Origin of the sequence: Pantoea sp. SJZ147 (genome assembly GCF_007828605.1) — a bacterium.
Lineage (GTDB): Bacteria > Pseudomonadota > Gammaproteobacteria > Enterobacterales > Enterobacteriaceae > Pantoea > Pantoea allii.
This window is the reverse complement of sequence record NZ_VIVB01000002.1, coordinates 215890-237356: the sequence shown is the minus strand read 5'-3', so window position 1 is coordinate 237356 and position 21467 is coordinate 215890. Positions and strand designations below refer to the sequence as shown.

Below are 21467 nucleotides of genomic sequence, written 5' to 3'. Positions count from 1 at the left end.
TCAGGCTTCTTTCAGCAGACGTTCAACCGCGTCGACAACATCCTGCACGGTACGCACGGCTTTGAACTCTTCCGGCTTGATTTTCTTGCCGGTTTTCTTTTGCAGATGCACGATCATGTCGACCGCATCAATGCTGTCCAGCTCCAGATCCTCGTACAGCCGCGCCTCGGGGGAAATGTCCTGCGGATCGGTCTCAAACAGCTTAACCAACAGCGCGGAGACCTCTTCGTAAATGGCGTTTTGTTCTGTCATGACGGCGTCTCCTCAGGCACGTTGCGCGTGGATGAACGATGCCAGCGTGGCAACGGAGAAAAAGTGCTGGCGCATCTCTTCGCTTTCCGCCGAGAGAACCACCCCGTAGGCATTTTTTACTGCCAGCCCCAACTCAAGCGCGTCGATGGAGTCCAGCCCTAAGCCATCGCCAAACAGCGGCGCATCGGTATCAATATCGTCGGGCGACAGTTCGTCGAGATTCAGCGTCGTTATAATGAGATTTTTGATTTCAAGGTAAAGCGCTTGCATCATTAATTCCTGAAAAAGGTGAACAACCTGGTTGTAATTGAAGCAAAAGATGCCGGTTCAACTGCCGTGCCGCCAGTGCCGGTTCTTGTAAGTCTGCATCGTAAAACTGATCGATCGCGATCCGTTCCCGCACCTCAACGCTAAACATCGGTTTGGCGGGCGGAACGTCATACCATCTGCTGTGCTTATCCAGCAGATGCTCACTACAGTGAATAAGCACTACGCGTAAATCACTGCCACAGCGCACGGCAATATTGGCCGCGCCACGTTGCAGCGTCATGGGTTCGCCGGGCCGCGTACGTGTCCCTTCCGGGAAAATCAAAATCGTGTCGCCCTGCGCCAGCCGTTGCCGACAGGCGGGCAGTAATGCATCGGCCTGACTGTTGATCAGATAATCCGCTGCCCGGATGACGCCGCTGACGAACGGGTTTTTCAACAGCGCGCCCTTGACCAGGCAGTCGGTTTCCGGCATCACCGAGGCCAGCAGCACATAGTCGATGAGCGTCGGATGATTGGCGACCACCAGACAGCCGCGATCCTGGCGCAAATGCTCAATCCCGCGCATACGGTAATCCAGCACGCCGACGCCTTTTGCTACGCTTAAAAAGAAGCGGAAACTGGCGGCAATCGTGCGCCTGGCGATGCGGCGACGGCGGCCTTTATCCCATACCACGAGTAACAGCAGGTTAAACCACACCACAGACAGTAGCAGTCCACCGACGCCGAACAGGGCAAAGCAAAAACCGGTCATGACCCGTCGCCATGCCCGGTTAAGGCGCGAAAATGGCCTGCTCATCGGCGGCTCCAGTGCCAGTCAACCCGCTCGCCTGGCAGGGCAAAGGTGGCGGCCGCTTGCAGGTAGTGCTGTAAAAACAGCAGGCTTTGCGGCAGCGCGGTCTGTTCCGCTGTACGCGTTGGCCGGGTTTCGCACGCTAAGGCGTCACCGGCTTCAATCACCAGCGCGACGGCAAACGGCCACATTGGGGTTTCTGATGAGAGATGCGTCTGATAAAACGCTGGCATCGCCCCGTCAAAATCGACCATTAACACGCGCTGATAGCCCGCCTGGAGCAGGCACATCACCTCACACAGCCCCTGCTGAAAGGTGTCCTGACCGGCGGACAGCGACGAAGACACAATCGGTTTCTTCGCGGCAATGGTCAGGCAGCCCACAGCGGAGTTGTGTACGGACAGGGCAAAATCGGTTGGCGAAAGCGCCTGGCCTGTCGCCAGCGCCTGCAAAATGCGGAAGTTGCGTTCCAGCTCGCCGTGACGGCTGGTATAAAGCACGGCGTCGATTTCATGCTGACGCAGCATCGACAGCCCGCACTCCACCGCCAGCTTACTGCCAGCGCTGAGGCGGCGCGCGGTCATCATCGGCAGTTCGGTCAGCTTTGCCTGCGGTGCCGCAGGATCGATGGCGTGCGACAGCCAAGCCCATTCCAGCCACTCTGTCGTTTCGCTTAATCCTGGGGCCCGGGCCTGCCAGTCAACAATGTTTAATGCAAATTTCATCAACGCGCGTCCGCGATATTCAGGTGATACTCAGGGCGGTTATCGCCGTGTTGTTATGATTTCTTCTGGCATTGCAATAACGTATGACCCACGCCCAGCCCGTCATGGCGTTCATCAACCTGGAAGCCTGCTGTGTCCAGATAGTGATAAAACCGCTCTACGCTGTAGAAACGGCTGTTGCCGTTGGCCATACAGGTAAAATAAAGCGAAGACGCATTGAGACTAAATGAGGCCGCTTCAAATTTCTGTGCATCCCAGAACAGTTCCATGATGAACAGCTTCGCGCCGGGTTTCATCACGTCGGCAACGCGGCGCAGCATCCTGACGATTTGTTCAGGCGAAAAGCAGTCCAGAAACTGACTCATCCACCAGACATCGGCTTCTGCGGGTAATGGCGCGTCGCAAAGCATATCGACTTCATGGAAGGCGATGCGATGAGAAAAGCCTGCATTTTCGATATTTTCACGGGCCAGTGCAATTTGTGGCGGCAAATCTAACAGGGTTACCGCTATCGCGTTGTCATACTGGCAGCAGCGGATTGCCCATTTACCGGTATTTCCGCCGACATCGTACAGGGCAGCGGGACCGCTGGCGAACACATACGGCAGTGCCGCGTCAAAGGCCGCGTCGGAATAGTAATGATCGAACGCAAACCAGCTGTTGCGCGCCGCTTCGGGCAGTTGCGCTAATCCGGGATAGATCGTGGGCCAGTCGCCAAAAACCTGTAATCCGGCAGGTTTGCCCTCTTCCAGCGCGCGCTGCAGGTGAAACAGCCCCTGGTAACACACATCCTGAGTGAAATCCATATTCACGCGCGTCATCGGGTCATGCAGCAGAAAATGACCGACTTTCGCCAGATAATAGTGTCCATCCTGATGCGTAACGATACGTCCGCTTAACCCCATATCCAGCAGGACACTGACGGCATAGTCATTGATCGCGCTGTTTGCGGTAATGGCTTCAAGCGTCGCGCCGCGTTTTCCCTGCTTATCCAGATACTCCAGCACGCCCGTATTCCGCAAACACAACGCGGTTTGAAAAAGCATCGGCGCAAAAGCGATACGTTGTGCTTCAGTAATCGCATCCAGTGCGCTGAGCGAATCTTTTTCATACATGGCTGAGAAAACCTGCTGAGTCAAAGGAGTAGTATCGGGCCATTGCAGGCCCGACTTTAGACATCATTATAAATTTGCGCCCGCAGACAGGTTAACCTGAATATCTTTGTCCAGGTTTTGCACCCAGCGGTTATAGCTTTTATGAATTTGTCCGCCTGACGCCAGCAGATTGGTGCTGTGGTCGTAGAGGATATCGTAGCCTGTCGCCGAGTAGGTAATCCGCACTTCCGCCATGTGGTCACGAACCTGCTGACGCGCTTTGATCTCGCCCGGTGCGACCTGGGTCATGATCCACTGACGCTGAACACCGGCTTTTAAAATGGCGTTTTTGACCTGATCCTGAGTATGACCTGCAGTAAGGGTGGTATGAATTTTCTCAAGCGGCGCGGTACGTGCGCAGCCTGCCAACGCCCCAACGACCGCGAGGGCGGCAAACCATTTCATAGACTTTTTCATTCAACATACCTGTCTGTGTGAAGTAAATAAGGACAACAATAATTAGCGTGAAAATGATTATTGAGATTCATCATGCAGGGCTTATTTGCGTTAATTTAAACGCGGTGCCTCGTCTGTGATGCCATGATAAACGGCCGCAATGTTGTTATATTTTCTCTTTTAGTTCAACAGAATTTAATTAAACCGATTTATTGTCTGGAAGAGAAAAAACGATAATTACGCGCCGGGCAAAGAGGTTAACCCGAATAGAAAAGACGATGACAGACGGAGAAAACGCCCCCGTCTGGATGAATCATTTTCTTTAAGGGCAATCGATGCGCCGATCATCCTGAACCGGCGTTATCTGCACCCTGCTCTGCCGATTGCCGCGTTAAACGGTTTCGTACTGGTACATCTCACGTCAGCCCTCGTTAACAGAAGGTAAACCCTGTCAGCGATAACCGTCAGCGTGGGCTGCCACCTGGTGCAACCCTGGCTGGCCGCCAGGGTTGGGCTTGTTAGCTTGCCTGCAGTGGCTTACGCACAAACAGGCCATAGCTCAGCGCGCCCAGCATCAGCAGCGCGGCACCGAGCAGAAACACATTGGTGAATTTCCCCGTGGTATCCAGAATAATGCCGGTCACGATGGGCGCCATCGCCGCCCCCAGGAAGCCGCCAAAGTTCTGAATCGCCCCCAGCGAGGCAACCTGTGACTTCGGCGCAATATCGCTGGCCAGCGTCCAGAGCGCGCCCTGCGGCATTTGCGAGAAAAAATAGCCCAGGGACAGCAAGCTAATTGCCAGCGGCGTGCTGTCGACGAACGGAATCGGTGCCACGAAGCAGGCGGCCAGAGCAGCCCCTGAAACGACAGGGACTTTGCGCGCGGTGATGGCTTTGACGCCCCGGCGCACCAGATTGTCCGAGAGCATGCCGCCAACCAGCACGCCCAGAATACCGGCCAGAAACGGAATAGAGGCAATCCAGCCCGTGGCTTTCAGGCTGAAGCCCAGCGATTTTTCCAGATAGCCCGGCAGCCAGGTCAGATAAACCCAAATCGTGAACATAATAGAGAAATTGCCGATCACCATAAACCAGGTGGTGCTGTGTCGGAACAGCGACCGCCAGCGAACCGCGGTTTTCTCTTGCGGTGTGGCCGCGCTGTATTGTCCGGCATGCAGCAGCGCATCCTCACGGGCATCGGGATCGCGATAGAATTTCCACCACGCCAGCAGCAGGGGAAGCCCCATCACACCGATCGCAACGAACATGCCGCGCCAGCCCAACGTCAGTAACAGCACGGTGAGGATGGGCGGCGCAATGGCATTGGCAATTTGCGAACCGGTATTGATAATCGCGGTGGGCAACCCGCGTTCACTGTCACCAAACCAGCGGTGGGTGATTTTAATCCCCGAGGTAAAGAACGGGGATTCAGACACGCCCAGCAGCATACGCAGACCATAGAAATAGCTGTAGCTGTTGGCAAACGCCGTCAGCACGGTAAAACCCGACCACAGTCCCAGCGCCCAGGAGAACATCTTTTTGGGGCCGAGTTTGTCCACCAGCCAGCCCGCAGGCAGGTTCGCCAGCGCATAGGGCCAGAGAAACGCCGACAACAGTAAGCCCATTTCGGTCTGGGAAAAGCCAAATTCCGCCGCAATGGTGGTGTTGGCAATGCTGAGGTTGGCGCGGTCCAGGTAATTCACTATCGCCGCCAGCAGTAACAGCGTAACGATGCCCCAGCGCAGTCGCCCTTTCAGCGTGCCCTGCTCGCTCACCGTCGTCTCTGACATCGTTGCAGAAGGCTTCATGGCAACGCCTGCACGGCAAACAGATCGAGATGAATTTTAATCACCGCCTTGCGGACAGGCTGGGCCAGCGGAGACGCGCAGCCAGGGCGATGAATATCGTGGGGAAAGAACAGCGCAAACTGCCCTGGCGTCAGCGCGATGCTGTATTCATCCGTGATGTCCTGATAAAACACGACATCGTTTTCAATCCGACGGTCTTCCGCTATCACATGCTGCGGCTGGGCACGCGTCACGCCGATCGTTTCACGTCCGGCCAGCAGGTACTGGATATCGACATAGCGAAAATGGGATTCGGCCCGGCGGGCGCTGGCAGGCTCGGTCTCCATTTCCTGCAGCAGGCAGAACATTTGGTTGTCAGGCAGTAAATCGTATTTTCCCGTTTCCATCTGGCTGAAATCGTTGGCCGCAATCCAGCGAATCGCCTGGTCAACGATGGGATGAAACGCATGGCGCTCGCGCGCCCAGTCAAGTTGATCGCATACAATCATGGTGTTTTCCCCTGTGGTAAACCGATGCATAAGCAGCGTAAAGCGATTGTTATAAAAGGCGTGACTGCCACAGCGCACTGCCTTCGCGAATCTGGTCAAGCAATACGCTCAGTCCCCAGCATTTCTCCAGCACGTTGTCCCGGTTGACGCGGCAGTGCTCGCTGGTAAAGGTGCCCAGGCGCTGGTGATAAATTTTGGCGTTTTTGGGATAGCCCAGGGTTTCGGTGACGGCGCTCAGTGACAGGAACAGCGACAGCTCATGGGCTTTTTCAGGCTGTTGTGCGCCCTGGTGATAAAGCCAGACATACAGGTTTGGATGAAAGTTAGTGAACACGCCGCTGAAACCGCGCGAACCGGCCTGGATAGCGGGCCACGCAATGGCCGCGTTGGCGTTGATTACCGCCAACGGCGTGCCTTCGGCCAGCCTGACGCGACGCTGTACCGTGGGCAGATCGCAGCTCACGTCTTTCAGTACCACAAAGCGGCCGCTGTTGGCGCAGAAGCTGAACTCTTCATCGCTGAGCAGGCGACGATACGGTGCCGGGCACTCGTAGAGCCCTAACGGAAGATCGGTCGGTAGCGCCGCGAGGAGATGATTGAGGTGAGCATAAAACGTCTCACTTCCCTGATTCTGCGGATCAAGATGATTGGTGACCAGCACCAGAGCATCAATGCCCGTTCCGGCCATCGCCTGCAGCTCCTGAGTTTGCTCGGTTAACCCATCGCTGATGTGGCCGGAGGCAATCACCGGCACGCGGCCCTGCACTTTCTCCACCACAAAACGCGCCAGCGCAACGCGCTCCTCCAGGCTGAGAAACTGCATTTCACTCGACTGACACACCGCAAACAGCGCGTCCACGCCCTGCGCCAGATACCAGTCGATCAGGCGTGACAGGCCGGGATAATCGATCTGATCATCCGGGGTGAACGGGGTCCGCATGACCGGGACAATACCTTCAATCTTTTTCATGGTTTCTCCTGCCAGCGCCAGCGCGCGGCGGTTGCGTTACGTCGGGTTATCGTTGATTAAGTCGGGTGACAGCCTGATGCCGTTTGGGCATAGTGCTTGCGCCTTCCCGCGCGACGGCCCGATGCCCGGGTGGCGGCCAGCGCGCCGTAAAGGCATCGCCCGCGCCGGTGGTGTTCACACTGAGCGCCGGAAAAGCGGGAATAGCGTAAAAATGCGGATCATCCAGCAGCAGAACATCCGCCTCGGTGAATGCGTGGGTTAGCCCGGCAATCCCGGCATCCGTCAGGGTTTTACTGGCCCCGGAACAGGCAGCAATCATGTTCTCGCCGTTTTCCTGCGAGACATCGAGGATGGCGCTGCCCGTGGGTTCGGTATCGGTCTGGTATAAACGGAAAGAGTGAATGTCTGATGACGAAAGGTGATCAAACGCGAACTGGCTGACCCCTTCGGTGCCGACTTTGGCAACCAAATGAACGCGCGATCCGGCGCGGCTGGCGGCCATCGCCTGCCTGGCCCCCTTGCCGCCTGGCCCAGAGGTGCTGCTGTGCGCCATCGGCGATTCACCACTTTTAGGAAATCGCGCCATCCTGGCGACGCTGTCCACATGACATGCACCCGGAATGCAGACCTTGCCCTGTCTGCGCCTGGTTTTCCGCGTGACACGCCACTGACTCGCCAGCCCGTTAACGGTGCTGCGTTCATGTTCGTCCAGCCATTGCAAAATCTGATTGCGTCGTTCTTCCAGAAACATTTCCGCCCCTCCAGCCTGGCCGTTAAGCGTAAGGGAGCGCACGCGGCATGAAAGTGATGCAGATCTCAGCACCCGGGGAAAAACGGAAGCAAACGGAAGTCAACGAGTCAGCCGCTACGGCATTATCAAGACGGGCAGTGTGAGGGCTGAAAAGCGGCAGGTGTGATTCGCGACAAACTGTCTTCGGGCGGTAACGGCGGGAAATACCCGCAAACGCGCGTTGAATGGAGATCATCCTGTTCAGGAAACGCCTGGCCGCGGTAAGCCTCTGTAAGTGCGTCCTGCCAGGCATGTGCGGCGGGCTAACGTTTTAGCTTTCGGTATCCCCACGAGGCCAGGACAGCCAGCACGAGCGATAGTACGAACTTAACCACGATGAACGTAAACGAATAACTGTTCATCGCCTCTTCGCCATCGCCTTCGATGGTGATATGGCTCATAAATAACGTGTTGATCCAGCTATCCGGGATCAGCACAAAAGCCGCCAGCAACACAATAATGAATACCGCAATTTTCATCTCACACCACACTGACTAAAATCTGGAATGCCGCGCACATCAAGGCGGCCATAAGCCATCAGGTCTTTCCCGCCCGGCACTTTTATCTTGGGTATCCGCAGCAACGCATTTCTGAGGGTTTGAAACTCCGATGAGCTGTACAGCGTTACGCAGCCCCATGACACACCGGTGCCGTCGCTGTTCAAAGGATGGAGACGAAAGCTGCCCCGCCGTGTGCCATTGACGTAAACATGATCACTCATGGTTTCTGTGTTGTATAAACCAAACCATTCGGAATGATGATTTTTGTACAAATGATAAGCATCAATCACTTCTGCACGCAGTTGGTTTAGCACGCTCCCTTTCGGACGATCGACTATCCAGTATGTGCCCGGCGGGATCGCGGCCTTTTCGATATCTGAACAGTCAGGGTTATTGATATAGCGGTCGATGCCTGACAAAACATCAAATGAACCGATGCCATAGCAGTCAAGCTTAACCCTTTTTCCGTCTGGCGAGAGACGATCATAGTCCATCGTACAGATTTGCATCTCACGTCCTTTAGAGGTGGCACAAGCTGAAAATAATACTGAAACCCTGTTCAACATCAAACGACTACCTTTTAAGATTCCTCTTATAAAGTTAAAGCGCCTTCCTGCAGGTTATTATGTTCACCAACGCTGAACGTCGCCCTCTATTTTTATTTTTTGTAAAACATAAAAACACCTGCGCTGGCAGGTTAAGTTACCAAAAGAGAATAACATTTGAATGTGTATATAACGCCCCGATCTTATTCGCGTTAACAACTAAAGACGGCTTTATTAACCATCAGACTTAAAATCCATCGTGATAATTAACGTAACGCCTAAATCCCGGCGAAATAAAAAAATGTAAACAGCCCATCAACCTGTAAGGAACCTTCCCTTCTGCCCGCCAGTAAAAGGCTTTCGTCATGGCGTTATGGCTGAACAGCTTAGCGTTAACATGATGCCAAACCCGCATCTCGCCATTTAGTCGCTGTAGCCATGTCGGTTACGCCGATCACATTATTTACCGAAAGTTATTTTCACGATATTAAACAATGCGCGTAATCACACCACTCGATTATGCGTTTATTGCAAAATCGCTTACCCAATAATAACAAGATGCAATCATGAGATTAACTAACACTCTATTAATTAACCTACATCTAATTTAAGCAATCATGTTACCTGTTTAGCGAAAGCATGAGGAAAAGGTAACAATAAAGGAACAATCATGAAAACAATCCGCTATTACAGATGGCACATGATATTACTGGTGTGCTTTATTACGATCATTAATTACCTCGACCGCACGGCGTTGGGCGTGGCCGCGCCGACGATGATGAAAGAACTGGACATGACCAAGGAGCAGTATTCCTGGGTGGTGAGCGCCTTTCAGCTGGCTTATACCATCGGTCAGCCGGTGATGGGATGGTTAATTGATACTATCGGCCTGAAGCTGGGCTTCTTTCTTTGCGCCATCGTCTGGGGGCTGGCCACCTTAGCTCACTCTCTGATCGGTTCCTGGCAGGGGCTGGCGTGTATGCGCGCCATTATGGGCTTTAGTGAAGCCTCGGCGATTCCGGCCGGGGTGAAAACCGCGGCCACCTGGTTTCCCGCAAGGGAGCGAGGCATTGCCACCGGGGTATTTAACATGGGTACCTCCTTTGGGGCGATGCTGGCCCCGCCGCTGATTGCCTGGTGCATTATGTTCCACAGCTGGCAGTTTGCATTTGTCGTTGCCGGCGGCCTGGCTATCGTAGCGGCCTTTGTCTGGTTTATCTTTTATCACGATCCTAAAGAGGCCAAACGGCTGTCGGCGGAAGAGCGCGCCTACATTGAAAGCGGTCAGGAAAAACATCTTCACACCGGGAAGAAAGAAAAGACCTCTGCATTACGCATACTGAAACAGCGTAATTTCTGGGGCATTGGCATCTCGCGGTTTCTGGCCGATCCGGCATGGGGAACCATTAACTTCTGGGTACCGATTTTCTTTGTGGAAACCCTGCACTTCAGCCTGAAAGAGATTGCTATGTTCGTCTGGCTGCCCTTCCTGATGGCCGATCTGGGTTGCCTTGCCAGCGGGTTCGTGGCGAAGTTTCTGAACGATCGTGGCATTGGCCTGATTAATTCTCGCCGCATTACCTTTACTCTCGGGGCGGTGCTGATGACCACCATCGGCCTGGTCAGCATTGTTGACAACCCCTATATCGCCGTGTTGCTGATCAGCATTGGGGGATTCTCGCATCAGTTGCTCTCTACCGTGGCCGCGACGCTGGGTGCGGATCTGTTCAGAAAGGATGAGGTGGCGACCGCCGTGGGGATGGCAGGTGCCTGTGCCTGGTCGGGTCAGTTGATCTTTAACCTGTTTATCGGCGCGTTCGTCAGCATAATTGGCTTTGGCCCGTTCTTCATTGCGCTGGCGGTGTTTGATTTGATTGGCGCGGCGGCGCTGTGGATCTTGATCAAAGCGCCAAAGGATGCCGGAACGTCGGATGCAGGATTCGCCGTATCGCCGTAGTGTTGTGGCGTGATATGACGTGGAGGTGCGCTGCGGGGCGTGCCTCTTTTTTCTCATCTAAAGAGAAGCGCTGGCGGCGTGAGAGTCCGATAAGGAAGCGCGGGATGATATCCGCCGGCGTCTGACGCTGATGCATTAATCTAATGCGTGAACCTGTCCCCACCGGATGCTCAGCAAGATGCTGGCGCGACGCGGTTTCCACTCGCAATCTGCCGTTTTCTGCCGCGGGCCGAGCCATAAATAAACCTATAAATAAGAAATATTAACAGACCCGCGAGAGGGGTTTTTCCTGTAAAAGTTTATGTCGTGATTGCTTACATTTTAATTATCACGGCCGGGATAAAGATTGCCGAGTCTGCGCCGAAAGATCGTCGTCTCCCCACCCTTCTTCAGGAAAGATTTATGAAAATCTCAACACGGCTCGGCTCGGGTTTTGGTACGTTAATCGTCTTCTTTTCCCTGTGCATAGTCGTTGCTATTCATTCTTTGTATCAGTCCAAAAATGCCCTTGAATCCATCGTTCAGGGAGATATGAAAAAAACAAAACTGATCACAGACCTGACGCTTATCCAGCGCGACATGGCCATTACAGTAAGGAATCTGTCGTTATTTACCGATGAAAAAGGCATCGCGGAGCAATCTGCGCGGCTCGGAAAATTAAAGACCCGCTTTGTCGACAGCAGCACTCAACTGGGGCAGATGATTGACCAGTCGGGCAACAATGAAGAAATAAAAGCGTTTGAAGCGATAAAAAGCAGTGAAAAAGATGCACTGGAATCATTCAGTAATACGGTTCCACTGGCGCTGGGGAAAAATAACGCCGCGACAGTGAAGTTTCTTCTGGATACCGTCAGACCTGCCCAGAATCCCCTGATTGACGGACTGACGGCCATGGGCCAGGTGCTCACGCAGCGATCTGATGACGCCGTCAGTGCCAACCGTAAAACGACGGAACAGGCTTACGTCATCTTACTGGTACTGTTAGCTGTCGCGGTCATTTTTGGCCTGTCCACAGGCATCTATTTGATTCGTAAGCTGATGAGTGAACTGGGTGGTGAGCCTGTGACCGCACAGCGCCTTGCCTATGCGATTTCTCAGGGGGATTTAACCTCAGCGGTTCAGCTACGCAAAAATGACACCCGGAGCCTGATGGCCTCTTTGTCCAGTATGCAGTCGCGGCTCCGCGGGGTCGTATCCGACATTAAGTCTGGCTCTGCTTCCGTTGCGCTTTCAGCAAACGAAATCTCACAGGGTAACAACGAACTGGCTTCCCGCACTGAAGAGCAGGCGGCTGCTCTCCAGCAGACAGCGGCAAGTATGGAACAGCTGACAGCCACCGTGCAGAGTAACAGCGCCATGGCCAGACAGACGGCCAACGCCGCGAGGGATACGGCTTTACACGTAAAAAATGGTGAAAACGATGTCCGCCGTATGTCAGGCACCATGGGCGAAATTTCACAAAGCGCGTCTAAGGTCAGAGATATTACCTCTGTCATCGAAAGTATTGCATTTCAGACGAATATTCTGGCGCTTAACGCGGCAGTAGAAGCGGCACGCGCGGGTGAAAGCGGACGTGGATTTGCCGTGGTGGCAGCGGAAGTCAGGACGTTGGCACAGCGAAGTGCCACGGCGGCAAAAGACATTAAATCACTCATTGAGCAGGCGGTGGGTCAGGTGGAATCTGGCGTTACGGTGGCGAATGAAACAGGCCAAAATATTCTTAAAGTGATCGATTTGGTTGACGAACTGGCCACATCAATGGATAGCATCGCCCTGTCGTCCGCTGAGCAGATGCAGGGGATCTCTCAGGTGAGCGTGGCGGTCAGCCAGATGGATGGTGTAACGCAGAACAACTCTGCGTTGGTTGAAGAGTCTTCCGCCGCCTCACAGTCGCTTTCTGAACAGGCTCAGACGCTGCGTCTCGCCGTAGAGACATTCAAAGTCTGAATGTAAAAACACTGCCGATTACAGACGTATTCGCGCTCGGCAGTGATCACCGTTATTCTGCAACCCGCTGACGGCATGGTCAGCGGTAACGGCTCCCTGAATGAACTGACCCGCAGCGCAGTGGCAGTGCGATGTTCCGGTGGCAACCTGTGCACTGACCGGCGTGATGATATGTAGCCTGCATGCGCTGATTTTGGCTTCGTAAACCGCAGAGAAAGACCTCAATCGGGCACGGCGTAGTGATCTGATCTGTGCGGGGGGTTATGGGTTGGTAGCGGTGGGGTTTTAGGTTTCGCTGGGGTAACGTCATTCAGAGGCCTTCGTTATATTCGCGGAGGCGTAATCCGCGCTATCCTTCATCCATCACCGGTTTATTGTATAAGAAGATCGCCGTTGGCTTATTAGCCCGCCCTTTACAGAAGGCCAGTGAATTTCAATTTACACTTTTGTTACTGAAAAAATAGTTTTCACTCCTCATTATATGATTTACTGAAACAATTTTTATAAACCACTGACCTGATATACAACTCACACTATTCATTAATGAAAACCAAGAAACACAAAACCAATCCATTTAAAATAAAAATCACATAAAACTCATCAGTAAAGACAGTCCTTAACAAAGAAAATCGAAAAATAAAATGCACACCACATTAATTGAATATAAATTCAAAATCGTAAGACTAAAGTTGATGACTTAATTTTTCATTTATATGATAAGCCACAAACCTCATCAGGGAATGGTATATCATGGCATTACACGGAAAGTTGACGCTTGATGGTGCAGATTATGCGCCTTTTAATTTATATGGGGTGGGTGTTTTCATGGCCTTTTCAGGCAATGGTATCTACCGTAATCACGGTGCATGTGGAGCCATTAAAAGTAATGGTCCGTTACCACTGGGTAAATACTGGATTGTAGAACGTGGCTCTGGTGGCGTATTTTCTAAAACAAAGACGCAAATTCAGGATGCATGGAATAAATTTTACCATGGGACGGCCTTTGGACGCGACGAGTGGTTTGCTTTGTACAAAGATGACCTGAGTATTGATGACGGAACATGGACAGAAGGCGTTTACCGCGGATTATTCAGACTCCATCCCGGGCAAGTCTCAGAGGGATGTTTAACCATTCCACATCATTCAGACTACTCGCGCATAAGAGATGCACTCCTCAAAACAGATCCTGTTCAGGTGCCTTGCATGCGTGATCTCATGGCTCGTGGCTGGATTGAGGTGGTAACGAATGGTTACAGCGCTTGCCCGTAACGCGGTTAAAATCCTCTTTTTTTTGATTATAACGTTCGCTGTTGCTCGCTCACTCGGTCATCCCGAGAACTATGCAGACCATAAATTTGTCAGTCAGTTAGCCCTATTTTTAACGGGTGATGTTAATGCAGAATCAATCTACGATGCATATTTCTACATAGACTTTTTCACTGTCGTAACGATCAGTATTGCTTTTTATTTAATAACAATGATGTTAATCAGAAAAACAAGGAGAAAATAGTATGCCAATTCCTCCCTATATGTGGCTTAAAGACGACGGCGGCGCAGATATTAAAGGATCGGTTGACGTTCAGGATCGGGAAGGGAGCATAGAGATCATCGGACTGGGTCATGGCGTTAACCTCCCTGTCGATAGCACTAACGGGAAAATTACTGGTACGCGTCAGCATTCATCCATGATGATTGAAAAAGATGTTGATAGTTCTACACCTTACTTTTATAAGGCTGCGGCTACTGGTCAAACGTTAAAAAGTGCAGAAATTAAGTTCTATCACATAAACGATGCAGGACAAGAAGTTTGTTATTACACAGTCCTTATGGAAAATGTAAAAGTGACTGGCGTCAACTGCGGCGTGCCTAATGTCCGCTTAGCGGGTAATGATAAAATGAACCACGTTGAAAGTATCAGTTTGCAGTATGAAAAAATTACCTGGCGGATTGTTGATGGCAATATTCAGTTTACTGATGCATGGAATGAGAGACTCACGGCATAAAATAGCACACCTTAATCAGCAGATGCAGGGGATCTCTCAGGCGAGCGTGGCGGTCAGCCAGATGGATGGTGTAACGCAGAACAACTCTGCGTTGGTTGAAGAGTCTTCAGCCGCCTCACAGTCGCTTTCTGAACAGGCTCAGACGCTGCGTCTCGCCGTAGAGACATTCAACGTCTGAATGTAAAAACACTGCCGATTACAGACGTATTCGCGCTCGGCAGTGATCACCGTTATTCTGCAACCCGCTGACGGCATGGTCAGCGGTAAAGGCTCCCTCCCCTGAATGGACTGACCCGCAGCGCAGTGGCAGTGCGATGTTCTGATGGCAGCCTGCGCACCGACCGGCGTGATGATATGTAGCCTGTATACGCTGATTTTGGCTTCGTAAACCGCAGAGAAAAACCTCAATCGGGCACGGCGTTGTGATCTGATCTTTACGGGGGTTTATGGGTTGGTGGCGGTGGTTTTTTGATTTCGCTGGGATAAACGAAGCCCTGTTAAGGGGCTTTTATTCGGCTTCGCACAGCCTCATCTGTCATAACCTGTTGATGTGGGTGGAAGAGGATTCTGGGAGCCGGTTTTCGTTTCGCTATTTAGCATCACCTTCTTTCCCTGTATTTCCCCGTCGCTAATCGATTGATCAAGCGATAATTTGCGAGCATTATCGCAATTATTTCCTTATCAAACTGCGTCATGACATCAGCCAACAACCTGCAAAAATTACTTTCTCAAATCACCGTCTGGCGTAAAGGCGAACAACGCGCGCCCCATAAACCACTGCTCGTGCTCTATGCGCTGTCTCAATATCGCCATGGCCATGGCCGGTTTTTTGACTACGCATCTGAAGTTCAGCCTGTGCTTCATGCACTGTTAGAACGTTATGGCCCGCAACGCCGTCAGTATCGTCCTGATATGCCCTTCTGGCGCTTACAGGGTGACGGTTTTTGGGAGCTGGTTAATGCAGAGCACTGCTCATCGACAGGAAGTAAGCAACCTCCGGCTGGGGAACTGAAACGGTATCAGGTCGCCGGTGGCTTTGATGCTGAGCATTATGAACGGGTTAAAAGTGACAGCAGGCTAATCGATAGCCTGGCACAGCAGATCCTTGAAGCGCATTTTCCCGAAAGCATTCAGGAAGCGCTGGCGGATGAACTGGGTTTTGGCATCAGTGAGATGCGGAAACAGCGCGATCCTCACTTCCGGCAGCAGGTGCTGCGCGCTTATCACTACCAGTGTGCGGTATGTGGCTTCAATATGCGCCACGATAATGCGCTGGTGGCGGTAGAAGCCGCGCATATTAAATGGAAACAGTACGGCGGCCCCTGCGAAGTCGTTAACGGGCTGGCACTCTGCGCCATTCATCATAAAGCTTTTGATAAAGGATCGATTGGGCTGGATGAGAATATGCGCGTTGTAGTTTCCGCGGGCGTAAACGGCGGTGGCATTGTCGACCGCCTGTTCTGGGACTTTTCAGGTAAACCGATTAAATTGCCGCAGGTCAGTCAGCATTATCCATCAGATAAATTCGTGGAGTGGCATTCACGAGAAGTTTTTAGACGATAAGTAATAACGAATTTTTCCCTGCCATTTTCAATACCCAGATTTCCGCTGGCAATTTTACGCTATGGAGTACATTTATTTTTCACAGAAAAACCAGACAACTGTTTCTTACTAATCCCAAAAAAAAGTCTTTTTCACCACCAGGTTCAATCCTGGCACGTTGTTCATTTTATTGCCGAACAAAAAGGGTAGCAGACCATCACTTCATCATCAGGAAAGTGATGCATAGCCGTTCGTATTTTAACGTAAAGTAACAATTTCTAATGTAAATTAAGTCAGTCACAGACACTGACGCATCATCTAACGACAACAGGCGGGAAGCGTAATGGATTTAAACCAACTCAGAACCTTTGTGACCGTCGCAGAAACAGCAAGCCTTACAAGAGCAGCCAGTCTACTTTTTCTCAGCCAGCCCGCGGTAAGCGCCCATATAAAATCACTCGAAACAGAATTTAATGTTCGACTGTTCACGCGCACCCCTCGTGGTATGGCGCTAACCGCACCTGGTTTAATCATGCGGGATGAAGCCCGCCTCGCGCTTGAGGCCGCCAGTAAATTTGTCAATAAGGCCCGCTCGCTTAATGCGATTGGTACTTGTGCGCTCGGAACGATTTCAGTTCCAGTGATCCTTAATCTGCCACAGGTTCTGACCCAACTGCGTCAGCGGCATCAAAACGTCAGTCTGACAATCCGCCAGAATATCTCCGGCCTTATCATTGATAGTTTGCTCGCCGGTGAACTGGACGCGGGTTTCATCATCGGCAACGTGCATGAAGAGCGATTAGGCATGATTGTGGTTTCACCCATTACGCTATGTATTGTTGGCCCCCGTGCCTGGAAAACACAACTTGAGACGGCTGGCTGGGATGATCTGCGAGAATTGCCCTGGATTGCCACGCCTGAAAAATGTTCTTTTAGTTCAATAGCCAGGGATTTTCTCCAAAGGCACGGCATAGAGATAAGGCCTGCTATTATTGCTGATCAGGAAAAAACGCTCGCTGAGTTGGTCGGTATGGAAGTCGGTATCACCCTTATGCGGGAGGATATTGCGCTTACGCTTCAGGATAGTGGTGAGTTGTATATCTGGCCCGGCGAAAAAACGGTGAGTCAGCTTTGTTTTGTCTGGGACCGTGAAAAAGAAACCTCCCCCGTGGTGGCTGCGCTGATCGAGACGGTAAGAGATATTTGGCATGTAACAACGTGAGGCCTTAAAGCTCCCCTCTTGCTGGGAGAGGAGCATAAAGAGCCTCAGCGGCGGGCGACAGACGTTTTCATGATGGTGTTGTTTACGACCTGCCGTGCCATTTTGCGCTGGTTAAGGTTGTTGAGCACCAATGCAGTGGCGGTGATTGCTGCACCAATCATCTGCATATTCGTTGGCAACACGCCGTTCAGTGCTGACACAAGAAAGGCGGTGACGGGAACAACATCCATAAAGAGTACGCCGTTAGTAGGGGTGATAATCCGGTTACCTATGTTCCAGCACAAAACAGCCATCAGACCAGCGACGAGTGCCATGTAAAGCAGGTGCGGAATCACAAAGATGATTGCAGCGGTATCTGGCACAGCAACCTTACCTGTAGCCATTAGCAGCACATCAATGCTGATGACGCTTGTCATGCCCAGCAGCGTCGTTAGCGTGGTATAACGCAGCGGACTCCAGCCCGGAAAATAGCTTCCACCGATGGTATACAAAACCCAGCAGAGTGCCCCACCAATCAGTAACAGATTCGCCGTTACGCTCATTGGGGAGTCCAGGACTGCTGACACATTACCGTTGGTGATGACCAGCACAACACCGCTAAAGGACAGCAGGATAAATCCAAAGGTACTCGCTTGTGGACGTACCTTTTTCAGTGCCCAGATAGTGAGTAGCCCCAACATTGGCATCGTTGCCATCATAATAGATGCGGTCAGTGCGCCAGTTGGCCCTGTAAGATGCTGGCCCAAAAACACCAGAAAACCAAATCCAGCAAATCCCAACGTTCCAAACAGCCAGGCCAGTCCCCATTTTTCGCCCTTCAGCCTGAAAGCAGAACGCCCTTCCCGGAAAATCAGCATGAGCGCGAAAGCAATACCTGCAATGCCATAACGGAGCGTGGTGAAATTAAACGGATCGATTCTGGTAAGCGCTTGTGTCATGACAGGAAACATCGCGCCCCATGAAACCGTGGCTAAGAAGCAGCAGAGCAGCCCTTTAATATAAACATTCATTTATTCACCTTCATCATGTATTAAGAATAAGTTAGGCAGGAAGTTTTTTTATATTTCCATATTCGCGACGTATTAACTATTCGCGAGTTTTTATTCTGGTATCAGAAATTCTGATAGTGGTCGTTTATGCCGCATCAAGAATACGTATGATTTCACTGAACCGAACTTTTCCGCTGGGGCTGTACGGGATGTCGTCAACACAGTGGGCGGAAAAATTAATGACTCCCGTTTTGACGGCCTCCTCATGGATTTTTTCAAACAGGCAGATAAATTTCTCTTTATTATTCTGGTCAGTACTGAAAATACACTTGATGTGATTCACACCTTCAAGCTGGATCGTGATCAGGGCTACATCTCTAATACATGACAGCGCGCGAATTTTTTCCTCAATGCAGTAAACATCATGTTGACTATGGATTTCACCGTTACGGTTCATAAGAAACAGCCTGCCGCTATCATCCAGATAGCCGTAATCAGCCATCAGAAAGTAGCGCTCCCCCTCAAGCACCATGAACGGTTTACTTCCGTCATGGTACTCATCCATGAGCATATAACTGGAGATAGCCACTCTTCCTTTTTCTCCTGCATTGAGCGGGTTATTGTTGCCATCAAGAATCCTTACCTGGTTACCGTCATAAGGACGTCCCACGCTCGCAGGGCAGTCCAGCATGTCGGCAGGATCTGACAGAACATTCACTCCCGTCTCCGTACAGCCGTAATACTCACAAAAAATATCGCCCAAGGCAGCCCGTGCGGCTCGTTTGGTTTTCACTGGAAAATAGCAGCCTCCAACAAGCACCCAACGCAGGTAATGTTGCAAAGCGCTGTCTGCGCAGAGACTGACTATCCTGTTAACCAGATTCGGTGTCATGACTGTTGCCCGGACGTCTTCCTCAGAGAGTGTTTGAATAAGAGCCTGTTCATCATCCTGGTCGACCAGGTACAGAGGAGCACCAAGCCCCATAAACATCCGCGCCCATCCGTTACCAGCCGCGTGATAAAGGGGCAGAATAAGCATGAATCCATCAGCATCACTGAAGCCAAATCGATTGGTAAACCACGCGAAGCGTCGTGCGTCAAAAGAGCGGTAGCGCAGCGCTATCTTAGGGACAGCGCTCGTTCCAGAAGTCAGTGAAACCGCGCGGAACGAAGGCCAGATGGGCGCGGAAAGCAGGCAGTTAAGTTCAGAATGATGCAGTTCTCCAATACTTTCGATCACGGGATCAGTTGGAGAATTAACACCCAGCATGCTCGTTCCGGCGATATTTAGATGACTGAGTTCATCGGGCGTATAGAGGCTAAACGAAACCAGCAACAAACCGGGACTAATTTGTTTTATCAATGTGCTGAGCGTCTCTGTCGGCAGCGAATAATCCAGTCCGTTGGCAGGAATACCCAGCGTGGCAAATGCGGCCAGCCAACTGATGAGTTCCGCATTATTTTTTGACAAATAGCAAACCGAGCGGAGTTGTTCTTGACTGAAACTGCGCCTAAGAAAAATCACGCGGGATTCAGTCTGTCGTATAATATCATTCCATGTATAATTATTTTTATTGTCAGAAATACAAGTCTGATTGCCGCGTAAGACAGCAATCTCATTCATTCGGCTAAGTGTAATCATTATAAATACCCGCATAGAAAAGGTTTGAAATTCAGGCTGCGATAATAATAAATCCATTCCTACGGTGATTTTCTATTTTATTTCTTATCACGTCGTCGATCACTTCCCCGGGGAAAACGAGTGGAACACCCGGTGGGTAGGGAATAATAAATTTATCAGAGATTTCGTTTTCTGAATCCGCGTTAAAAGTCTTTTCCTGGCAGATCTTATTAAGTGCAGTGAGTAATGCTGTTACGGCTTGCTCATTGATGCCGATGTGGAAATTAAAGAGAAGAGAATTATTCATCACTCTTTTTACGTAAATGTTTTCTTCACATAGACGCTGTTTTATCTCGTTGCCCGTCCCCAGTGATGACACATCGAGCATCACTTTTGTAGGATCGTAATGAATATGCCAGTGTGAAGTGAAAATTTGCCGACTAACCGCTTCGGAGCCCAGCCTGTCCAGGCAAGAGACACCATTGACAAATCTGTCGACCAGGCTGCGTGCGTGCGCAGCGAGGGCATGACCCTGTCCACCCATAACGGCCTGTGCATTGTCGAGTGAGGCGATAATGGGGTAGCTCGGTGAAGTGGTATGAATGCGGTATTTAGCCGTTTCAATTTTTTCCGCGAGCTTTTCAGTTCCACGGCAATGGATAATAGATGCCTGGCGAAGACAAAAAAGAGATTTGTGCGCAGAGTGAGTGCAGATAACCTCAAGGTTTGAATACTTCTCTAGCAATGAATCGATATTCATTACGGTTAAGCGGCGAATATCTTCACTGAAATAATTCAGGCTTCCCCAGGCTTCATCAATGAAGAATTTACGCGTAGTGATTCCCGCCGCCAGCAGTCGCGCCAAAACACCAGGAATGTCGTAGATTACCCCTTCATACGACTGTGCAGTGAGAATAATCATATCACACGCTTTACCCCTCTCCTGTAGCGCCAGAAGAGTTCGTTCCAAATGTTCATATGACCACGCACTGATTTCTTCATCTTCAGTACGCAGGTCCGGGCAGATATAATGAACGTCGGCACCGATTGACCTGGTATGGAAATGCACTGACTGGTGACAGTTTTTATCAACGAGAATGCTTTCCCCTTTTTCATAAAGGGCTGAAATCGCTATCTGGTTAGCTGTACTGGTTCCACCGGTGATATAAAATGAACTGTCTGAGTTGTAAAGTCCTGCAGTCAGCTTTTGCGAGTCTGAAATGATCCCAGATGGAAAAAAGAAACTATCAAACAGTTCTCCCGTCACTGAGCTTTCAATGCACTCTGTTAATTCAGCATTCGGATCACCGATGACATCACTGTTTCCGTAGCTTGATACAGGAAGCGCATGAAATGAAAAAAACTTTTTCTCTCGAAGATATTTGAGCCTGGTTAATACAGGGGTAGATCCGGTCATATTTATTACTCTGGCGTTCATGTTTATTCCCTGTCGTTATGTTATGTTCGCCATAAAATATGCCTCCCTATTTTTAAAATG

The 21467-nt window shown here is 51.1% G+C and carries 21 protein-coding genes and 1 pseudogene; 7 read left to right on the top strand and 15 right to left on the bottom strand.

Annotation, left to right across the window (positions count from 1 at the left end):
• The 12 genes from FBY13_RS03850 to FBY13_RS03795 all read right to left on the bottom strand — a co-directional run bounded on the left by FBY13_RS03850 (window position 1) and on the right by FBY13_RS03795 (window position 8709).
• Window positions 1-252, bottom strand: a complete 252-nt coding sequence (locus FBY13_RS03850; protein ID WP_109716629.1) for an acyl carrier protein — start codon at window positions 250-252, stop codon at window positions 1-3.
• A gap of 12 nt (window positions 253-264) precedes the next feature.
• Window positions 265-522, bottom strand: coding sequence for a phosphopantetheine-binding protein (locus FBY13_RS03845; protein WP_109716630.1), 258 nt, complete (start codon window positions 520-522; stop codon window positions 265-267).
• Window positions 503-1318 carry a lysophospholipid acyltransferase family protein gene (locus tag FBY13_RS03840; protein ID WP_370513128.1) on the bottom strand — a complete coding sequence of 272 codons (816 nt, stop codon included), beginning with the start codon at window positions 1316-1318 and terminating at the stop codon, window positions 503-505. Before FBY13_RS03840 ends, FBY13_RS03845 begins: the two co-directional genes overlap by 20 nt.
• Complete coding sequence (locus FBY13_RS03835) at window positions 1315-2037, bottom strand: beta-ketoacyl synthase chain length factor (RefSeq protein ID WP_145393527.1); 723 nt, start codon at window positions 2035-2037, stop codon at window positions 1315-1317. Before FBY13_RS03835 ends, FBY13_RS03840 begins: the two co-directional genes overlap by 4 nt.
• Before the next feature lie 53 nt (window positions 2038-2090).
• Window positions 2091-3152, bottom strand: coding sequence for a class I SAM-dependent methyltransferase (locus FBY13_RS03830; protein ID WP_145393525.1), 1062 nt, complete (start codon window positions 3150-3152; stop codon window positions 2091-2093).
• Window positions 3153-3218: 66 nt separating this feature from the next.
• Entirely contained in the window at window positions 3219-3608 is a 390-nt protein-coding gene (locus FBY13_RS03825; RefSeq protein ID WP_109716634.1) for a hypothetical protein, read from the bottom strand.
• Between the two features lie 497 nt (window positions 3609-4105).
• Window positions 4106-5395, bottom strand: a complete 1290-nt coding sequence (locus FBY13_RS03820) for an MFS transporter (RefSeq protein WP_145393523.1) — start codon at window positions 5393-5395, stop codon at window positions 4106-4108.
• A complete protein-coding gene (locus FBY13_RS03815) occupies window positions 5392-5883 on the bottom strand; it encodes a YhcH/YjgK/YiaL family protein (RefSeq protein WP_096011517.1) in 492 nt (163 codons plus the stop codon). Before FBY13_RS03815 ends, FBY13_RS03820 begins: the two co-directional genes overlap by 4 nt.
• Before the next feature lie 49 nt (window positions 5884-5932).
• The gene (locus FBY13_RS03810; protein ID WP_145393521.1) at window positions 5933-6853 is read right to left on the bottom strand and encodes a dihydrodipicolinate synthase family protein; all 921 of its coding nucleotides are present in this window, start codon (window positions 6851-6853) and stop codon (window positions 5933-5935) included.
• A 46-nt stretch (window positions 6854-6899) separates the two neighbouring features.
• Window positions 6900-7604 (bottom strand): PfkB family carbohydrate kinase, encoded by a 705-nt coding sequence (locus tag FBY13_RS03805; protein WP_145393519.1) that lies wholly within the window; start codon window positions 7602-7604, stop codon window positions 6900-6902.
• 302 nt (window positions 7605-7906) lie between these two features.
• Complete coding sequence (locus FBY13_RS03800; protein WP_063878265.1) at window positions 7907-8122, bottom strand: hypothetical protein; 216 nt, start codon at window positions 8120-8122, stop codon at window positions 7907-7909.
• Window positions 8119-8709 carry a DUF2778 domain-containing protein gene (locus FBY13_RS03795; RefSeq protein ID WP_370513127.1) on the bottom strand — a complete coding sequence of 197 codons (591 nt, stop codon included), beginning with the start codon at window positions 8707-8709 and terminating at the stop codon, window positions 8119-8121. The genes FBY13_RS03800 and FBY13_RS03795 overlap by 4 nt, the downstream gene beginning before the upstream one ends.
• 649 nt (window positions 8710-9358) lie before the next feature.
• On the opposite strand from FBY13_RS03795, the gene FBY13_RS03790 reads away from it, so the two are divergent.
• The 7 genes and pseudogenes from FBY13_RS03790 to FBY13_RS03750 all read left to right on the top strand — a co-directional run bounded on the left by FBY13_RS03790 (window position 9359) and on the right by FBY13_RS03750 (window position 17359).
• Entirely contained in the window at window positions 9359-10645 is a 1287-nt protein-coding gene (locus FBY13_RS03790) for an MFS transporter (RefSeq protein ID WP_145393517.1), read from the top strand.
• A gap of 402 nt (window positions 10646-11047) precedes the next feature.
• Window positions 11048-12592 (top strand): methyl-accepting chemotaxis protein, encoded by a 1545-nt coding sequence (locus tag FBY13_RS03785; RefSeq protein ID WP_145393515.1) that lies wholly within the window; start codon window positions 11048-11050, stop codon window positions 12590-12592.
• Between the two features lie 750 nt (window positions 12593-13342).
• Window positions 13343-13861, top strand: coding sequence for a DUF2778 domain-containing protein (locus FBY13_RS03775; protein ID WP_145393513.1), 519 nt, complete (start codon window positions 13343-13345; stop codon window positions 13859-13861).
• Between the two features lie 242 nt (window positions 13862-14103).
• Window positions 14104-14595 (top strand): type VI secretion system tube protein TssD, encoded by a 492-nt coding sequence (locus tag FBY13_RS03765; protein ID WP_109716642.1) that lies wholly within the window; start codon window positions 14104-14106, stop codon window positions 14593-14595.
• Window positions 14596-14611: 16 nt separating this feature from the next.
• Window positions 14612-14773, top strand: a pseudogene (locus FBY13_RS03760) (chemotaxis protein); the annotation flags it as partial.
• Between the two features lie 515 nt (window positions 14774-15288).
• Window positions 15289-16158 carry a phosphorothioated DNA-binding restriction endonuclease gene (locus FBY13_RS03755; protein WP_145393509.1) on the top strand — a complete coding sequence of 290 codons (870 nt, stop codon included), beginning with the start codon at window positions 15289-15291 and terminating at the stop codon, window positions 16156-16158.
• Between the two features lie 322 nt (window positions 16159-16480).
• Window positions 16481-17359 carry a LysR family transcriptional regulator gene (locus FBY13_RS03750; protein ID WP_063878257.1) on the top strand — a complete coding sequence of 293 codons (879 nt, stop codon included), beginning with the start codon at window positions 16481-16483 and terminating at the stop codon, window positions 17357-17359.
• Window positions 17360-17403: 44 nt separating this feature from the next.
• Here the strand turns inward: FBY13_RS03750 and FBY13_RS03745 are convergent, their stop codons facing one another.
• The 3 genes from FBY13_RS03745 to FBY13_RS03735 form a co-directional block, all read right to left on the bottom strand.
• On the bottom strand, window positions 17404-18369 hold the full coding sequence (locus tag FBY13_RS03745) for a DMT family transporter (protein WP_145393507.1): 966 nt from the start codon (window positions 18367-18369) through the stop codon (window positions 17404-17406).
• 124 nt (window positions 18370-18493) lie between these two features.
• Window positions 18494-19990 carry a class I adenylate-forming enzyme family protein gene (locus FBY13_RS03740; protein ID WP_145393505.1) on the bottom strand — a complete coding sequence of 499 codons (1497 nt, stop codon included), beginning with the start codon at window positions 19988-19990 and terminating at the stop codon, window positions 18494-18496.
• 31 nt (window positions 19991-20021) lie between these two features.
• Complete coding sequence (locus FBY13_RS03735) at window positions 20022-21407, bottom strand: lysine decarboxylase (RefSeq protein ID WP_145393503.1); 1386 nt, start codon at window positions 21405-21407, stop codon at window positions 20022-20024.
• Window positions 21408-21467 lie beyond the last annotated feature (60 nt).

Excerpts from the sequence above, each read along its gene's own strand:
- FBY13_RS03830 (WP_145393525.1), bottom strand. The coding sequence starts at position 3,152 with ATGTATGAAAAAGATTCGCTCAGCGCACTGGATGCGATTACTGAAGCA.
- FBY13_RS03755 (WP_145393509.1), top strand. The coding sequence starts at position 15,289 with ATGACATCAGCCAACAACCTGCAAAAATTACTTTCTCAAATCACCGTC.
- FBY13_RS03810 (WP_145393521.1), bottom strand. The coding sequence starts at position 6,853 with ATGAAAAAGATTGAAGGTATTGTCCCGGTCATGCGGACCCCGTTCACC.
- FBY13_RS03805 (WP_145393519.1), bottom strand. The coding sequence starts at position 7,604 with ATGTTTCTGGAAGAACGACGCAATCAGATTTTGCAATGGCTGGACGAA.
- FBY13_RS03735 (WP_145393503.1), bottom strand. The coding sequence starts at position 21,407 with ATGAACGCCAGAGTAATAAATATGACCGGATCTACCCCTGTATTAACC.
- FBY13_RS03740 (WP_145393505.1), bottom strand. The coding sequence starts at position 19,990 with ATGATTACACTTAGCCGAATGAATGAGATTGCTGTCTTACGCGGCAAT.
- FBY13_RS03775 (WP_145393513.1), top strand. The coding sequence starts at position 13,343 with ATGGCATTACACGGAAAGTTGACGCTTGATGGTGCAGATTATGCGCCT.
- FBY13_RS03835 (WP_145393527.1), bottom strand. The coding sequence starts at position 2,037 with ATGAAATTTGCATTAAACATTGTTGACTGGCAGGCCCGGGCCCCAGGA.
- FBY13_RS03765 (WP_109716642.1), top strand. The coding sequence starts at position 14,104 with ATGCCAATTCCTCCCTATATGTGGCTTAAAGACGACGGCGGCGCAGAT.
- FBY13_RS03820 (WP_145393523.1), bottom strand. The coding sequence starts at position 5,395 with ATGAAGCCTTCTGCAACGATGTCAGAGACGACGGTGAGCGAGCAGGGC.
- FBY13_RS03785 (WP_145393515.1), top strand. The coding sequence starts at position 11,048 with ATGAAAATCTCAACACGGCTCGGCTCGGGTTTTGGTACGTTAATCGTC.
- FBY13_RS03750 (WP_063878257.1), top strand. The coding sequence starts at position 16,481 with ATGGATTTAAACCAACTCAGAACCTTTGTGACCGTCGCAGAAACAGCA.
- FBY13_RS03840 (WP_370513128.1), bottom strand. The coding sequence starts at position 1,318 with ATGAGCAGGCCATTTTCGCGCCTTAACCGGGCATGGCGACGGGTCATG.
- FBY13_RS03845 (WP_109716630.1), bottom strand. The coding sequence starts at position 522 with ATGCAAGCGCTTTACCTTGAAATCAAAAATCTCATTATAACGACGCTG.
- FBY13_RS03815 (WP_096011517.1), bottom strand. The coding sequence starts at position 5,883 with ATGATTGTATGCGATCAACTTGACTGGGCGCGCGAGCGCCATGCGTTT.
- FBY13_RS03795 (WP_370513127.1), bottom strand. The coding sequence starts at position 8,709 with ATGTTGAACAGGGTTTCAGTATTATTTTCAGCTTGTGCCACCTCTAAA.
- FBY13_RS03745 (WP_145393507.1), bottom strand. The coding sequence starts at position 18,369 with ATGAATGTTTATATTAAAGGGCTGCTCTGCTGCTTCTTAGCCACGGTT.
- FBY13_RS03790 (WP_145393517.1), top strand. The coding sequence starts at position 9,359 with ATGAAAACAATCCGCTATTACAGATGGCACATGATATTACTGGTGTGC.
- FBY13_RS03850 (WP_109716629.1), bottom strand. The coding sequence starts at position 252 with ATGACAGAACAAAACGCCATTTACGAAGAGGTCTCCGCGCTGTTGGTT.
- FBY13_RS03825 (WP_109716634.1), bottom strand. The coding sequence starts at position 3,608 with ATGAAAAAGTCTATGAAATGGTTTGCCGCCCTCGCGGTCGTTGGGGCG.
- FBY13_RS03800 (WP_063878265.1), bottom strand. The coding sequence starts at position 8,122 with ATGAAAATTGCGGTATTCATTATTGTGTTGCTGGCGGCTTTTGTGCTG.